This window comes from Stenotrophomonas sp. YJH_SMC_48-3, from assembly GCF_059369375.1.
In genome coordinates this window covers 22020-37169 of sequence record NZ_JCAFSQ010000009.1, presented here as the reverse complement: position 1 = coordinate 37169, position 15150 = coordinate 22020, and the positions used below count along the sequence as shown (strand labels likewise).

Sequence of the window (15150 nt, the reverse complement as noted above, 5' to 3'; positions counted from 1 at the left end):
CCCACTGTGCTCGCGAGGGCGCCCGGCTACACCATTGCCGTCGCATCAGATGCGATTGCTCGCGCGCGCCCCGTTCCACGATCGTCAATGTCGGTATAGCATCGCCCCGTTTTGATACTTAAGGCCCCCAGGAGGGCAACATGAGCAACGGTAATGGTGTGTCGGTCGTGACCGACGCCGTCGAGAACGTCAAAGAAACCGCCACCAACGTTGGCGAGACCATCGCCCACGCTGCCGAAGACGCAGTGAAGTCGGTCAAGAAGACCGTCAAGCGCGCCACCAAGGCTGCCGGTACCCGCGTTGCCAAGGCCAAGAAGGCCGTGGCCAAGGTCGAGAAGACCGTTGCCAAGAAGGCCGAGAAGGCTGCCAAGTCGGTGGGCAAGACTGTTGCCAACGCCAAGAAGAAGCTGGAAGCCGCCAAGAAGAACGCCAAGGCCGAAGCCGCTGCCCTGAAGAAGGAAGTGGCCAAGAAGAAGGCAGCTGCAGGCAAGGCTGTGACCAAGAAGGCCGCTGCTGCCAAGAAGACCACCAAGGCCGCCACCAAGGCTGCCGGCAAGAAGGTCGCCACCGTGAAGAAGGCCGCCACCAAGAAGGCTGCCGTCGCGAAGAAGACCGTTGCCAAGAAGACCGCGGCCGCCAAGAAGGTTGTCGGCAAGAAGGTCGCTACCGCCAAGAAGGCCGTGGCCAAGAAGACCGTCGCCGCCAAGAAGGTCGCTGGCAAGAAGGCCGTGGCTGCGAAGAAGGTTGTCGGCAAGAAGGTTGCCGCCACCAAGAAGGTCGCCACCAGGAAGACCGCTGCCGCCAAGAAGGTTGTGGGCAAGAAGGCTGCTGTCGCCAAGAAGGCCGTCGGCAAGAAGACCGCCGCTGCCAAGAAGGTTGTCGGCAAGAAGACCGCCGTTGCCAAGAAGGCCGTGCGCAAGGTCGCCAAGCGCAAGTAATCGCGCCGTGACCGAAGGCCCTGCCACCCCCCGGGTGGTGGGGCCTTTCGCGTTTCTGGGACGCGGTCTGGGGCAAGATGCAGGTTGTTCCCGCCGGAGCCCCGGGCATGCGCGGTATCGACTTCAGTTCCTGGCAGGGCGTGCTGTCCACCTTGGCCGGCCTGGTCCTGATCACCCTGCTGGGCGTGGGCATCCGCCTGCTGGTGATGCAGACCCTGCAACAGCGCCGCGAGCGCGAGAACCGGCAGATCAATGAACGGCTGCGCACACTGATGGCGGCCTACAAGACCTTGGGCGGTTCGTTCACCGGCGAACTGGGTGTGGATCCCAGCCATCGCCGTGACCTGCGCCAGCGCGAGGATGCCGAGGGCATCGCCGAGCCCCGTTCGGATCGCGCGCGCCGCATTCGTGATGCCGTTGAAGCGGCGTTGTCGGACATCCTGCTGCTGGGCACCGACGAACAGGTGCGGCTGGCCGCGCGTGCCGCCAATGAACTGGCACAGGGGCGGCCGGTACATACCCACGAACTGGTGGTCTCGCTGCGCGACTTCGTGCGCGAAGCGCTGGATCTGGCGCCGATTCCGGCCGACCTGCAGATACCGCCGCAGGGGCCGACCCGGCCGGGTGGCGCCAGTGGCGGCGGCAAGGGCCGCAACGAGGGCGATGCCAAGGGCGGTCGTGCGGGTGGAGGAGGTGGCGGTGGCGGAATGGGCGCTGGCATGGGGGGTGTCGGCCTCGGCGCCGGCGCCGCTCTGGGCGCCGGCCATGCGTCTGCCAGCGATGAAACGGACGCGCGCTGAGCACGTCCGCCCGGTTCAGCGCGTCAGCTCGTAGAGCGGCACGAAGCCGCCGTAGATCATCCGCGCGCCGTCGAACGGCATCGGATTCTTCGCAGGATCAAACCGCGGGTCTTCCATCATCTTCTTCATGCCGGCGTCGCGGGTCGGCTTGTCCGGCCATTCGATCCAGGAAAACACCACCGTCTCGTCCGGCGTGGCTTTCACTGCGCCGAAGAAGTCGGTGGTCTTGCCGTGCGGCACGTCATCGCCCCAGCACTCGACCACGCGCAGCGCGCCGTATTCGATGAAAACGGGATCTCCTGTGCGTGCGTGGGCGAGGAACTTCTCCTTGTTGGCGGTGGGCACCGCCAAGACGAAACCATCGATGTAGCTCATTGCCTGCCTCCGGATGGACCGTGCCGCATGCACGGCCTTCAAGTACCCGACGAACCAGGGCGTCGTGGATCGACATCCTGTGTGCGCCTGTTCAGCCCGGGCCACCGGGCAGCGGCGCCAGCACCGTATCCGGTGGCTGCTGGCCGGCCAGGTGGCGCACGAAGTAGTCCCACATGCGGTGCGTGTAGGTGGCGTCGTTGCGGAACAGTTCGTGGTCCTGCCGGGCCAGGTACAGCAGGTCGTAGCTGCGCTGGGCCTTGTTCAGGGCGGCGGCCAGCTGCAGGGTCAGCGCCGGTGGCGCGTTCTCGTCCAGTTCGCCATAGACCAGCAGCAGATGCCCGCGCAGGTTGCCGGCCAGTGCCGCATTGTCGAGCCCGGCAAAGGGCGCCGGCACGCCTTCGGCAGTGGGCGTGGCCGGCAGCACCCCACCGAACAGCCGGTCCATGCCGTGCAGGGCGCCGCCGTACATACCCTGGAAATTGTGGCTGCCAGCCGAGGCCACGCCCACCTTGTAGAACGTGGGATAGCGCAGCAGGGCGCGCGCTGCACTATAGCCGCCGAACGAATGCCCGTAGATGCCGACCCGCTCCAGGTCGATGCCCGGGTAGCGTTCGCCCAGCTGGCGCAGCGCAGCCACATGGTCATCCAGCTGTACATCGGCGGCGCGCAGGAAGCTGCTGTCATGGAACGCCTTGTCGCGGCCACCGGTGCCGCGCGCATCGATGCTGACCACCATGAAGCCGAGTTCGGCCAGGCTGGCGCGGGATACCGGATTCAGGGCAGACACCGCCTCGGCGTAGGTCACCGGCGCATTGCTGATGAAGGAACCACCGTACATCGCGTCGATCACCGGGAAGCTGCCATCATCGCGATAGTCGCGGGGCAGGTAGACGGTGGCGAAGATCGGCGTGCGTCCATCGGCGGCCAGCAGCCGTTCGCGCCGTGGTGCGCGCCAGCCGGCAGCAACGATCGCGCTGTCATCGGCTGTTTCCAGCACCATCACTTCACGTCCGTCATCGCTGGCCCGCAGCACGGTGCGTGGTGGCTGGTCGAGACGGGAAACGGTATCCACCAGATACCCACCGCCAGGCGACAGCGCCTGGGGAGCGCGCGCCCCGAACAGCGCGCCGGTACCGGCATCGGCCATGTGGTCGTTGCCATCGGCGGCCAGGCGCTGGATCGGACCGCCCTGCAGCGATACCCGGTACAGGCCGCGCACGTAGGGGTCGCCACCGTCGACGCCACCGGCGCTGAAGTACGCCCAGCCACCCGCAGCGTCCACACCCAGCAGGTCACGCACCACCCATTTGCCGCGGGTGAGCTGGCGCAGCACCTTGCCATCGGACAGGCGCACCCGGTACAGATGGCCCCAGCCATCGCGCTGCGAGAACCACACGGCGGTGTCCTGCCCAGGCAGGATGGCCACCGCTGGCCGGTTGTAGGAATACACGTTGAGCTGGAGGCGAGTGTCGCTGGCTTCTTCCACAACCGTGCGCAATGCACCGCTGTTGGCATCGATCTCCACCAGGCGCAGCCTGCGCGGCGTGCCGAAGTGCGCGATCACGGCATACAACCGATCGCCGTCCCAACCCAGGATGCCGGCCTCACTGAGCGTGTTCCAGCCCTCGGGCAGCGCGATGTCATGCTGCCTGCCGCTGGGGATATCGATCACATACAGGCTGTCGCATACCTGCTGTGCATCGCCCAGTACCCCCAGCTTCACGGTATGCACGCGCGGCCGCGCGCTGTGGGTCGGGCTGCTTTCCAGATAGGGATAGTCCTGCAGCGCGCGTTCGTCGTAGCGGATGCCGGCTGCGTAACGGCCATCGGGTGACCAGCTCACCGCAAACGGTCGTGCCGGCATCCGGCCCTGACGGCGTGGAATGCCGCGCAGGGTGAAGTCCGGCAGTACGCCATAGCCATGCCCAGCTTCACCGCCCTGGGTCAGTAGCTGCGGCGCCGCTCCAGAGCGCTGCAGCCACAGGTTGTGGTCGCGTACCTGCAGCCAGGCATCACCGCCGGGCGACGGCAGTGCATCAGCCGGCGGCAACGCCTGTTGTGCGGCCGTGCACTGCAGGCGTGGCCATTGGCAGTTGATCTCCGCCTCGCCGTTGAACTGCAGGCGCAGGCCATCATCCAGTACCTGCACGTTGTTCAAGCGCAGGCGTGGCCCGCTGGCACCCAGAGGTGCAACTGCGGCGTCCAGCGCATCGGGTTCGAACAGGATCTCGCGCGTAGCCTGGATTGGATCGACCAGTATCGCCTGGCGCCGGCCCTGTGTGTCTTCGCGTTCGTACCAGAAGCGCCCATCGGCCAGCCACTGGGGCAGGACCGATGCATTGCGCAGCGCACCGCGCAGATGACTGTCATGCACGCGTTCGGCGCGCTGGTAGTCAGCCGCCTGCAGCGCGTGCGCAGCATGGATCGGAAACAGGGAAGCGCAGGCCAGGAGGGCGGCGCGAACAGGCATCAGCAGCGGATCGGAAACGTGCAAGGCAACCTCCTGTTGCAGTAGGTGACGAACCACAAATGCACGCGCGCCGCGCGCGTATGCCAGAGACAGCCTGAATCAAGCCAAAAAATTCAGCAATGCGAAGAACGCTGTTTTCAGGGAGCGTTGTGGCGAATAACGGAGAATTTACATTCCCGATGCGATGGCGCCTTGGCGCTGCTGCACACCATAAGAAAGTAAAGGTGTACCCCCATGAAGAATTCGCTGATTGCTCTGGCCCTGGCCGCTGCCCTGCCGTTCACCGCCTCGGCTGCTGAGAACCTGTCGTACAACTATGCCGAAGCCGACTACGCCAAGACCGACATCGATGCGTTCAAGGCCGACGGCTGGGGCGTGAAGGGCTCGTACGGCTTCCTGCCGAACTTCCACGCTTTCGGTGATTACAGCCGCCAGGAAATCGACCACACCAACATCAAGCTGGACCAGTGGAAGATCGGCGCCGGCTACAACGTTGAAATCGCCCCGACCACCGACTTCGTTGCTCGCGTTGCCTACCAGAAGCGCGACCAGAAGCACGGCCTGGACTTCAACGGCTACAGCGCTGAAGCCGGTATCCGCACCGCCTTCGGTGCCCACGCCGAAGTCTACGGCATGGTCGGCTACGAAGATTTCTCGAAGAAGCACGGCATCAATCCGGAAGGCCAGTGGTACGGCCGCCTGGGTGGTCAGGTCAAGCTGAACCAGAACTGGGGCCTGAACGGCGAGCTGAAGATGAACCGCGACGGCGACAAGGAATACACCGTCGGCCCGCGCTTCAGCTGGTAATTGCTTCCTCGGCGCGCCTGCGCGCTGAAGATGCCTCGACAGGCCCGGCTTATGCCGGGCCTGTTGCGTTGTGACGACCCGAAACCGCAGCTGAGCATGTTCCGAGGCCGCTGCTGCGTTGCAATAAATTGGATTCCGCTGCTCCCGGCGCGGCCCTACGGTGGGCACTTCGTATCGTCGGATCCATGTGATGCCGCCTGCCGTTCCCGCTCTGCCCCTCGATCGGCCCCGCCGCCTGGCAATGCTGGCGCCGCATCCCGTGCTGCGTCTGGGGGTGGAGGTGGTGCTTTGCCAGCACGGTGGCGTGCAGGTCTGTGGCAGCTTCACCCGCGAAGCTGATCTGCTCGATCTGCTGCAGCGCCAGCCGGATGGCATCGACCTGCTGCTGATCGACCTGCTGGCGCCCTATGGTCCCGAACAGGGCCTGTCCCTGTTGCGGCTGTTGTCGCGGCGCTGGCCGCTGCTGCCGGTGCTGGTGCTGTCTGCGCACTGCAATGCCAGCATGGTGACCATGGCGATGCAGGCCGGCGCGCGCGGCTTCCTGTCAAAGGGAACCACGCCGGCGATGCTGCGGCGCGCGGTGGAGGTACTGGCCCGTGGCGGCCGCTTCGTGCCCCCGGAGCTGCGCACGCAGTTGAACCGATCACGCATGCGGCGCACACCGGCGCCGGTGCTGACGCCCTTGAGCCGACGTGAGCGCGAGGTGCTCCGGCTGGTCCTGCAGGGCTGCACCACCGGGGAGGTGGCGCGGCGCTTCGGGCGCACGGCCAGTACGGTCAGCACGCAGAAGCGGACGGCGTACGAGAAGCTGGGCATCCACAGCGATGGTGAGCTGTTCCGCATCCGGCACCTGCTCGAATGCGGATGAGCGGGCTTACTCGCCCTGGTACTGCTTCTCTTCCACCAGAGCCGAACCGGCCACGCGGTTGATCTCGTTCTTCACCTGCACGCGCTCGCCATTGGTGCCGTAGACACCGCGTGCCAGCTGGATGAAGCCATCGTCGAACACCTGGGCCGCTTCCTTGTCGCGCAGCTGGTCCTGGATGTCCCACATGCGCTCGTTGATTGCCTTCAACTGCTGCTTCAGCACGGCCAGCGCCGGCTGAGCCTGCAGCTGCTGCTGCAGCAACGGCAGCAGGCCGTCCAGCTCGGTGCGCACGTTGCTCAGCTTGGCCGCATCGTCGATGCGTTCGGCCTTGATCTCGAGAATGGTGATCTTGTCGATCAGCTCGCCGATCGATACCGGGGTCAGGATGGCGTCCACGCGGTTGGTTCTCTGGAAACAGGGCACCATGATACCGCGCTGCCGGCATGTGGCCCCGATCACGGGATTTACGCCGAATTTGCGCCACGGCCCCGGCAGCACCCTCGATCCGTTACGGCCACCGCCTCGACACTGCGTTCCCGGCGGCATAACCGCCTTCGACGAGGAACACAGTGCAGTGAACAGCAAGGGGATGATGGCGGCGGTGGTGGCCGCCCTGGCAGGGCTGCTCGGGATCGGCAGCGCGCAGGCACAGGTACAGGTCAGTGGCAGTGCGGCGTTGACCAGTGACTACGTGTGGCGTGGCAGCTCGCAGAGCGACGGCGACCCGGCGGTGCAGGCGGGTGCGAAGGTTTCGATCCCATCGGGTTGGTACGCCAGCGTGTGGGGCTCCAACGTTTCGTTCAAGCCGGACAATGGCGCGCGCAGCGAGTTCGACCTGGTGGCCGGCTGGTCCGGTGCGCTGGCCCCGGACTGGACACTGGATGCCAACCTGACCCGCTACATGTACCCGGGCACCGGCCGCGCGCTGGACTGGACCGAACTCAACACCACAGTGAGCTGGAAGCAGCGCGCCTGGTTGCAGGTCGCCCATTCCAACGATGCGTTGGCCGGTGGCCATCGCGGTACCTATGCCCAGCTGGGCGTGCGCGTGCCGCTGCACGAGCGCGTCCGCCTGGAAGCAGCGGTGGGCCAGTACTGGCTGGCCACCGCGCAGGGCCCGGACTACCTGCATGGGCAGCTCAGTGCCATTGCCACGCTGGCCCCGGCATGGGAGCTGCGTGCCACCGTGCATGACACCGACAGTGCGGCCAAGCGCCTGTTCCCGGGCAATGCCGGTGGACGATGGGAGCTGGCGCTGCAGGGCAGTTTCTAGTCGGCCACCGAGGCCTGGCGCGCATGCAGCGCGCCGGGCAGCCACAGCAGCAGGGCCAGCACCGCCACCGCAGCACCGGCTACGCAGACGCCGGTCCAGCCGAAGCGCTGGTAGACCTGCGCCGACAGCAGCGAACCCAGCGAACCGCCGATGAAGTAGCCGGTCATGTAGCCGGCATTGAGGCGGTTGCGCGCTGCCGGTTGCAGTGCATAGATCAGGTTCTGGTTACTGACGTGCAGCAGCTGCGCGGCCAGGTCCAGCACCACCACGCCGACCAGCAGCGCCAGCAACGAGTGGGCCGACAGCCCCAGTGGCAGCCACGAGAGCAGCAGCAGCGCCAGCGCGATGGCGGTGGCACGCCCGGTCTGGCCACGGTCGGACATGCGGCCGGCCAGGCCGGCCGCCAGCGTGCCGGCCGCGCCGACCAGCCCGAACAGGCCGATGGTGGCGTCGCTGTAGGCATACGGCGGCTGTGCCAGCAGGAACGCCAGTGGCGTCCAGAAGATCGCGAACATGGCGAAGCTGCAGGCGCCCAGCAGCGTGCGCTGGCGCAGCACCGGTTCCTGCACGAACAGCACGCCGATCGAGCGCAGCAATGCGAAGTAGCCAAGGCCGGCGCTGTGGTGGAAGCGCGGCAGGCCGCGCTGCAATGCCAGTGCGGTCAGCACCAGGGTGGCAGCGGCGATCGCGTACACCAGGCGCCAGTCGCCCAGGCTGGAAAGCAGGCCGGCCACGGTACGTGCCAGCAGGATGCCCAGCAGCAGGCCGCTCATCAACGTGCCGACCACGCGACCGCGATGTTCCGGCGCGGCCAGCGTGGCCGCGAACGGCACCAGCACCTGGGCGACCACGGAGAACAGGCCGGTGATCGCGGTGCCCGCCAGCAGCCAGGCCAGCGACGGCGCACAGGCACTGATCACCAGCCCGCCGGCGGACAACAGGCTCATCACCACGATCAGGCGCCGGCGTTCGAACAGGTCTCCCAGCGGCACCAGCAGGATCAGTCCGGCGGCATAGCTCAGCTGCGCGGCGGTGACCACCATGCCGACCTGGCCGAACGGCACACCGAAGGCATCGGCAATGGTATGCAGCAGTGGCTGCGCATAGTAGTTGCTGGCCACGGCCACGCCGGTGGCGACCGACATCAGCAGCACCTGCCAGCGGTGCAGGGGGGGGAGGGACGGACTCACGCGGTATTCCACAAAGCGGGGTGCACAGTGTCCGCCTGCTGCGACCATGATGGAAATGAATCATCATCATCCATGCCATCTGGAAACGAGATAGCTGGATGAATCTCAAGCAGCTCGAATTTGCCGTCGCCCTGGCCGAAGAGGGCAATTTCACCCGTGCCGCCGAACGCTGCCACGTGGTGCAGTCCGCGTTGAGCCACCAGATTGCCTACCTGGAGCAGGAACTGGGCACGCCGCTGTTTGAACGCCTGCCGCGCCAGGTACGGGCGACGGCGGCCGGTGAGGCGCTGCTGGTGCACGCACGCCAGGTGCTGGCCAGCCTGCGCCACCTGCGCGCTGACGTGGCCGCGGTGAGTGGCGAGGTGCGTGGCCTGCTGGCGATCGGGCAGATTTCCTCGCTGACCGGCATCGACATGGTGGCGATGCTGGCAGCCTTCCAGCAGGCGCACCCGCAGGTGGAGTTCCAGCTGCGGGTGGACAAGAGCGAGGATCTGATCGCGCAGGTGCAGTCGCGTGAATTGGACGTGGCACTGGTGGGGTTGGCGCCCTCGGCCGGCCTGGACGGGGTCTGCCACCAGATGCTGCAGGAAGAAGACCTGGTGGCGGTGCTGGCGCCGTCGCACCGCTTGGCCCGGCGCAAGCGGATGCCCTTGACCGAACTGCAGGATGAAGCGCTGGTCGACTTCCCGCGAGGCACCGGTGCGCGGCGGCAGACCGACGATGCCTTCGCCGCCGCCGGCCTGCCGCACACGGTCCGCTTCGAGGTCAACCTGATGGAACTGGTCGAGCGCTTCGTCCGCCATGGGCTGGCGGTCGGCATCGTGCCGGCGTTGATCGCCGAAGGCTTTGAAGGCGTGGTGCGGATTCCGCTGCAGCCGACCCCGACCCGCCGCGTGCACCTGGTCTGGCAGCGGCTGCCGACACCGGCGGCGCGGGCGTTCGTCGAGGCCGTGCTCAGCCGCGCAGGCGCAGGCTCAGGCCCTTGAGGAAGTTGCGCAGCATCTGGTCTAGGCAACGCCGGTAGTTGGCGTGCCCGGGTTGGCGGAACAGTGCGCCCACTTCCGACTTGGAGACATTGAAACCGGCGCTGGCGAAGATCTCCATCAGATCGACGTCGCGCAGCTGGAACGCCACGCGCAGCTTCTTCAGCACTAGGTTGTTGTCGATGCGGGTCTCCACCGCGCGCTGCGGCTGGTTCTCGTCGCGACCGCGCAGGTGCACGATCAGGCCATCGAGGAAGTGCGCCAGCGCGCTGTCGCTCATCGCCTCGAAACCGGCTTCGTCCTCGCGGCGCAACCAAGCCTTCACCTGCTCGGTCTCCACGGCGAAGGCCGGGTCGGCCATCTGGCACAGGGCCACCACGTGGTGGTCGCCCAGGTCCAGGGAGTAGCGCACGCTGCGCAGGACATCATTGTTGATCATGGTCCAATTGTAGCGGCCCCTGGCGTGTCACCGGAGTGTCATCGAACTGCAGCATCGTGGGCACTCGTTCGCTGAGACCCTTGCATGCGCCGGTATCTGTTTTCCGCACTGCTGCTCGCCAGCAGCTTCGCTGCCTTCGCCCAGGACCGCTTCGTACCCGTCGAGCGGCGCCTCAGTGCATCCCAACTGGCCGAGGTCGGGCTCAATCCAGCGCAGTTGCAGGCACTGAACCGGGTACTGCGCGAGGCAGAGCGCGCGGCCACCGGGCCGACGGCAGCGGTGGCCCCCGCCGCTGCGCCGCTGCCTGCCAATGTGCCGGCACCGGCAGCAATGCATCTGGGCCTGGAAGAAGGACCGGTCAATGCACGCGTGGTCGGAGAGGTCGCAGGCTGGCAGCCGGGCACGCTGTTCACCCTTGATAACGGCCAGCAATGGCAGGTGATGAAGGGGCAGATGAAGCTGCGCAAGGTGCTGCAGTCGCCGCAGATCGCCGTTGTTCCAGGAATTGCCGGGCGCTGGTTCCTGCAGGTCGACGAAGACCTGCCCAAGGCCCGGGTATTCCGCGTGCGCTGAGCCGCGCACGCCCCGGGCGTGGTCAGCCGGCATCGGCAACGCAGGGGCGGGCCGACGGTGCCAGAATGGGCGTCCGGTTTTTCCCCCTGGAGTTGCCTGATGACCCGCACTGTCCTGATTACCGGCGCCACGTCCGGCTTCGGCGCCGCCGCCGTCCACCGCTTCGCCCAAGCCGGGTGGAAGGTGATCGCCACCGGCCGCCGCGGCGAACGCCTGCAGTCGCTGGTCGAGCGCTACGGCAAGGACGTGGTTCACGCCGCCGCCTTCGACATCCGCGATCCGGTGGCAATGGAGGCGGCCCTGCTGGCACTGCCGCCTGCGTTCGGCCAGATCGATCTGCTGGTCAACAACGCGGGCCTGGCACAGGGCACCGCGCCGGCACAGAGCGCCAAGCTGTCGGACTGGACCACGATGATCGACACCAACATCACCGCGCTGGTGACCTTGACCCATCGCCTGCTGCCGCAGCTGGTGGAGCGCAAGGGCGCGATCATCAACATCTCGTCGGTGGCCGGCGTCTACCCGTACCCGGGTGGCAACGCCTACGGTGGCACCAAGGCCTTCGTCAGCCAGTTCTCGCTGGGCCTGCGTTCGGACCTGCACGGCACCGGCGTGCGCGTCACCACGATCGAGCCGGGTATGGCTGAAACCGAGTTCACCGTGGTGCGTACCCATGGCGACCAGGCGGCATCGGACAAGCTCTATACCGGCGCCAACCCGATGACCGCTGAAGACATCGCCGAACAGATCTTCTGGGTGGCCAGCCTGCCGCCGCACCTGAACATCAATCGCCTGGAGCTGATGCCGGTCAGCCAGTCCTTCGCCGGTTTCCAGGTCGCCCGCGAAGGCTGACCTGCGTCGCGGGTCCCGTAGAGCCGAGCCTATGCTCGGCTTCGTCTGGATTCAGCCGAGCATGGCTCGGCTCTACAGAAACGAAAAAAGCCGGGCAATGCCCGGCTTCCTCGTTCACAGCGGCAGGCTTACTGCGCCTTGATCGCCATCGCCTGCAGGCCGGTGCCATCCAGCTTCTGCTTGGCCTCGGACAGTTCGCCGGCGCTCCCATACGGTCCCATACGCACGCGGTACACGGTCTTGCCGTTGATCTGCGCCGATTCCACGCGTGCCGCCAGGCCCATCATCGCCAGCTTGGCCTTGGTCGCCTCGGCATCGCCGGAGGCACCGAACGCACCGGCCTGCAGGATGTAGCGGGCGTTGTCGGCGGCAGCCGGTGCAGCAGCTGCCGGAGTACCGGTCGCTGCCGGTGCGGCTTCCGCACGTGCTGCAGGCGTGGCCGCGGCGTTGCTGGTCGACGCCGTTGGGGTGCCGGCTGCAGGCGTTGCCGCCGCCGGGCGTTCGCTCAGCGGTGCCGGCAGCGGACGGCTGGTCGCGGTCACCGGGGCGGTGCTGGCCACGCTGGCCGTGGCTGTGGGTGCTGGCGCCGCGGGCGGCGGAACCGGCTTGCCTTCCAGTGCAGCCTGCGCGCGCTGCGCTTCGGCCCTGGCCCGGCGCTGGTCTTCGGCACGCGCGCTGGCGGCCAGTTCGGCGTCGGACATTTCAACTTCCTTGCCCGGCAGCAGGGTGTAGAAGTCGTACTGGGTCGCGGCCGGCTTTTCCGGCTCGGCCGGCTTCGGCGTAGCCGGCTGTGCGGCCGGCTGGGTGCCGACATCGCTGTCGGCGTCAGCGACCGGGGCCGGTTGCGCGTTCGGGTTCGGCTGCGGTCCGGCACGAAGGAAGCCATCGCCTTCGCCCTTGAACAGGTTCGGCGCCGCCAGGAACACCACGGCCGCAATCGCCACGCCAGCGACCAGCCACACCCATCCGGGTGTGCCCTGGCTGCTGCTGTTGCGTCGTGCCTGGTTTTTGCCGCGTCGTGCTGCCATGGGTACTGCGTCTCCTGATGCTTACATTTTTTCCGGGGCGCTGACGCCCAGGAGGTCGAGGCCGTTGGCCAGCACCTGGCGGGCAGCGCAGGCCAGGGTCAGCTTGGCGTTGCGATCGGCGGCATCTTCCACCAGTACCGGCGTTCCGTGATACCACGTGTGGAACGCGTGCGCCAATTCACGCAGGTACTGCGCCACCAGATGCGGCTCCAGCGCCACGCCGGCCGCCTCCACCACTTCCGGGTACCGCGAGATCTCGTTCATCAGCAGCAGCGAAGCGTCGTCGGCCAGGCGGCCGAGGTTGGCCAGGCCATCAGCCTGTTCATACACCAGCCCCTTCTCCTGCGCCTGGCGCAGCAGGCTGCAGACGCGGGCATGCGCGTACTGCACGTAGAACACCGGGTTGTCGTTGCTCTGCTGGCGGGCCAGGTCGATGTCGAAGGTCAGCTGCGAATCGGGCTTGCGCGCGATCAGGAACCAGCGGGTGGCATCGCGGCCGGCTTCCTCGATCAGGTCACGCAGGGTGAAGTAGCTGCCGGCACGCTTGGACAGCTTCACTTCCTCGCCGCCACGCATGACGGTGACCATCTGGTGCAGCACGTACTCCGGCCAGCCCTGCGGAATGCCCACTTCCATCGCCTGCAGGCCGGCGCGCACACGCGCCAGCGAGCCGTGGTGGTCGGCACCGAGTTCGGTGATCGCGCGCTCGTAGCCGCGCTGCCACTTGGACAGGTGGTAGGCCACGTCCGGCACGAAGTAGGTGAAGGTGCCGTCGGACTTGCGCATCACGCGGTCCTTGTCGTCACCGAAGTCGGTGCTCCGCAGCCACAGCGCGCCGCCCTCCTCGTAGGTATGCCCCGACGCCTGCAGCTTGGCCACCGCTTCTGCCACCTTGCCGTCGGCGTACAGCGAGCTTTCCAGGAAATAGATGTCGAAGTCGACGCCGAACGCGGCCAGGTCCAGGTTCTGCTCGTTGCGCAGGTAAGCCACGGCGAAGCGACGGATCGCCTGCATGTCGTCCGGGTCCTTGGCGCCCACCACGGTGCTGCCTTCCAGGTCGACGCTGGCACCGGCCATGTAGGCGCGGGCGACGTCGACGATGTACTCACCGCGGTAGCCACCTTCCGGCCAGCCGTCCTGGTCCGGCGCGATGCCCTTGATCCGTGCCTGGGTGGACAGCGCCAGGTTCTCGATCTGCACGCCGGCGTCGTTGTAGTAGAACTCACGCTTGGCGTTCCAGCCGTTGGCATCGAGCACGCGCGCCACGCAGTCGCCAATGGCCGCCGCGCGGCCATGGCCGACATGCAGCGGGCCGGTCGGGTTGGCCGACACGTACTCCACGCCCACCGTGCGGCCATTGCCGGACAGGTTGCGGCCGTAGTCGTGGGCTTCCTTGATGACCGACGCGGCTTCACGCTGGTACGCGGCCGGGGCCAGGTGGAAGTTGATGAAGCCGGGGCCGGCGATCTCGACCTTGCTGACGTCCTCGCTGCGCGGCAGCGCCTCGACCAGCGCCTGCGCCAGTGCGCGCGGATTGCTGCGCGCGGCCTTGGCCAGCAGCATCGCGGCGTTGGTGGCGAAGTCGCCGTGGTCGCGGGTCTTCGGGCGCTCGACCACGAAGTCCGGCGGCAGGGAGTCGGCGGGCAGGGTGCCATTGGCGCGCAAGGCTTCGATGCCTTGGCTGATCAGGGCGCGGAGGAGATTTTTCACGAGGCCTGCTGTGAGAATGAGCGGCGGAATCGCCCATTTTAGCGCATGTACCCGCGCCCACGCTGACCAGAACATGCCTGCGGGGGCGGCCGGTGGCGCCTGAAGGGGGCGCGCTCAGCCGAACAGCCGAGGCTGGGGCGGGGACAGCAGGCCCCGTTCAGCAAATGAAACGGGACGGCCCTCGCCGACCACGAAGTGGTCCAGCAGGCGCACGTCCACCATCGCCAGCGCCTGCTGCAGTTCATCGGTGATGCGGGTATCGGCGCTGGACGGTTCAGGGTCGCCCGAAGGATGGTTGTGGCTGAGGATCACCGCCGCCGCGTTGTGCAGCAGGGCACGCCGGACCACCTCGCGGGGGTAGACCGGCGCGGCGTTGATGGTGCCGTGGAACAGCTCTTCGCAGGCGATCAGGCGGTGGCGGTTGTCCAGGAACAGGGCCATGAAGATTTCCCGCGCCTGCCCTCGCAGGCGGTGCTGCAGATAGCGGCCGACCGCGGCAGGGTTGTTACCCACCGCTTCGCCGTGCTCCAGCTCAGCCGCCAGGTAGCGATGGGCCAGTTCCAGCCCGGCAGCCAGCGTACAGCTGCGCGCCGGGCCCAGCCCGGGCAAGCGGGCCAGTTCGCCCGCGGGACGGTCGAGCAGCACCCGCAAGGGGCCATGCGCCTGCAGCAGGTCGCGCGCGGTCTGCACGGCATCACGGCCGCCGAAGCCGGAGCCGAGGAACAGGGCCAGCAGCTCGGCGTCGGAAAGTGCCGTGGGCCCGCGCGCGATCAGCTTCTCGCGGGGACGTTCCTGTTCGGGCCAGTCGTGGATGGGCATGCCTGCATCATCGCCAGCTTCGGCG

At 67.2% G+C, this 15150-nt stretch carries 15 protein-coding genes and 1 pseudogene; 8 read left to right on the top strand and 8 right to left on the bottom strand.

Features of this window, described 5'->3' with window-relative positions; genetic code table 11:
• Positions 1–140: 140 nt before the first annotated feature.
• Together AC5P65_RS14710 and AC5P65_RS14705 are read left to right on the top strand one after the other, a co-directional pair.
• Positions 141–920, top strand: a pseudogene (locus AC5P65_RS14710) (histone); the annotation flags it as partial.
• Between the two features lie 125 nt (positions 921–1045).
• A complete protein-coding gene (locus AC5P65_RS14705; protein ID WP_010486925.1) occupies positions 1046–1738 on the top strand; it encodes a hypothetical protein in 693 nt (230 codons plus the stop codon).
• A 15-nt stretch (positions 1739–1753) separates the two neighbouring features.
• On the opposite strand, the gene AC5P65_RS14700 is transcribed toward AC5P65_RS14705, so the two are convergent.
• Both AC5P65_RS14700 and AC5P65_RS14695 read right to left on the bottom strand, forming a co-directional pair.
• Positions 1754–2113 (bottom strand): DUF1428 domain-containing protein, encoded by a 360-nt coding sequence (locus AC5P65_RS14700; RefSeq protein WP_049455507.1) that lies wholly within the window; start codon positions 2111–2113, stop codon positions 1754–1756.
• Between the two features lie 91 nt (positions 2114–2204).
• Complete coding sequence (locus tag AC5P65_RS14695; RefSeq protein ID WP_180832813.1) at positions 2205–4607, bottom strand: S9 family peptidase; 2403 nt, start codon at positions 4605–4607, stop codon at positions 2205–2207.
• A 210-nt stretch (positions 4608–4817) separates the two neighbouring features.
• On the opposite strand from AC5P65_RS14695, the gene AC5P65_RS14690 reads away from it, so the two are divergent.
• Complete coding sequence (locus tag AC5P65_RS14690; RefSeq protein WP_021204739.1) at positions 4818–5390, top strand: OmpO family porin; 573 nt, start codon at positions 4818–4820, stop codon at positions 5388–5390.
• A gap of 190 nt (positions 5391–5580) precedes the next feature.
• A complete protein-coding gene (locus AC5P65_RS14685; protein WP_021204740.1) occupies positions 5581–6258 on the top strand; it encodes a response regulator transcription factor in 678 nt (225 codons plus the stop codon).
• Between the two features lie 6 nt (positions 6259–6264).
• On the opposite strand, the gene AC5P65_RS14680 is transcribed toward AC5P65_RS14685, so the two are convergent.
• A complete protein-coding gene (locus tag AC5P65_RS14680) occupies positions 6265–6654 on the bottom strand; it encodes a DUF6165 family protein (RefSeq protein ID WP_031270855.1) in 390 nt (129 codons plus the stop codon).
• Between the two features lie 178 nt (positions 6655–6832).
• Between AC5P65_RS14680 and AC5P65_RS14675 the strand changes: the two genes are divergently transcribed.
• Positions 6833–7531 carry a TorF family putative porin gene (locus AC5P65_RS14675; RefSeq protein WP_111097664.1) on the top strand — a complete coding sequence of 233 codons (699 nt, stop codon included), beginning with the start codon at positions 6833–6835 and terminating at the stop codon, positions 7529–7531.
• Here the strand turns inward: AC5P65_RS14675 and AC5P65_RS14670 are convergent.
• Positions 7528–8676: an MFS transporter gene (locus tag AC5P65_RS14670; RefSeq protein ID WP_329842601.1), complete on the bottom strand. Its 1149-nt coding sequence runs from the start codon at positions 8674–8676 to the stop codon at positions 7528–7530. The genes AC5P65_RS14675 and AC5P65_RS14670 overlap by 4 nt on opposite strands.
• Before the next feature lie 143 nt (positions 8677–8819).
• Here AC5P65_RS14670 and AC5P65_RS14665 point away from each other — a divergent pair, with 143 nt between their 5' ends.
• A complete protein-coding gene (locus AC5P65_RS14665; protein WP_180832812.1) occupies positions 8820–9707 on the top strand; it encodes a LysR substrate-binding domain-containing protein in 888 nt (295 codons plus the stop codon).
• Here AC5P65_RS14665 and AC5P65_RS14660 read toward each other — a convergent pair.
• The gene (locus AC5P65_RS14660; RefSeq protein WP_019661796.1) at positions 9676–10143 is read right to left on the bottom strand and encodes a YehS family protein; all 468 of its coding nucleotides are present in this window, start codon (positions 10141–10143) and stop codon (positions 9676–9678) included. The genes AC5P65_RS14665 and AC5P65_RS14660 overlap by 32 nt on opposite strands.
• 84 nt (positions 10144–10227) lie before the next feature.
• Between AC5P65_RS14660 and AC5P65_RS14655 the strand changes: the two genes are divergently transcribed.
• Positions 10228–10716, top strand: a complete 489-nt coding sequence (locus AC5P65_RS14655; protein WP_164144494.1) for a hypothetical protein — start codon at positions 10228–10230, stop codon at positions 10714–10716.
• Between the two features lie 99 nt (positions 10717–10815).
• Positions 10816–11568, top strand: coding sequence for an SDR family NAD(P)-dependent oxidoreductase (locus AC5P65_RS14650; protein WP_180832810.1), 753 nt, complete (start codon positions 10816–10818; stop codon positions 11566–11568).
• A gap of 128 nt (positions 11569–11696) precedes the next feature.
• Here AC5P65_RS14650 and AC5P65_RS14645 read toward each other — a convergent pair whose 3' ends face one another.
• The 3 genes from AC5P65_RS14645 to radC form a co-directional block, all read right to left on the bottom strand.
• Positions 11697–12596 carry an SPOR domain-containing protein gene (locus AC5P65_RS14645; protein WP_021204747.1) on the bottom strand — a complete coding sequence of 300 codons (900 nt, stop codon included), beginning with the start codon at positions 12594–12596 and terminating at the stop codon, positions 11697–11699.
• A gap of 21 nt (positions 12597–12617) precedes the next feature.
• Positions 12618–14306 carry an arginine--tRNA ligase gene (argS, locus tag AC5P65_RS14640; RefSeq protein ID WP_019661792.1) on the bottom strand — a complete coding sequence of 563 codons (1689 nt, stop codon included), beginning with the start codon at positions 14304–14306 and terminating at the stop codon, positions 12618–12620.
• A gap of 114 nt (positions 14307–14420) precedes the next feature.
• The gene (gene radC, locus AC5P65_RS14635) at positions 14421–15125 is read right to left on the bottom strand and encodes a RadC family protein (RefSeq protein WP_026347232.1); all 705 of its coding nucleotides are present in this window, start codon (positions 15123–15125) and stop codon (positions 14421–14423) included.
• Between the last annotated feature and the right edge of the window lie 25 nt (positions 15126–15150).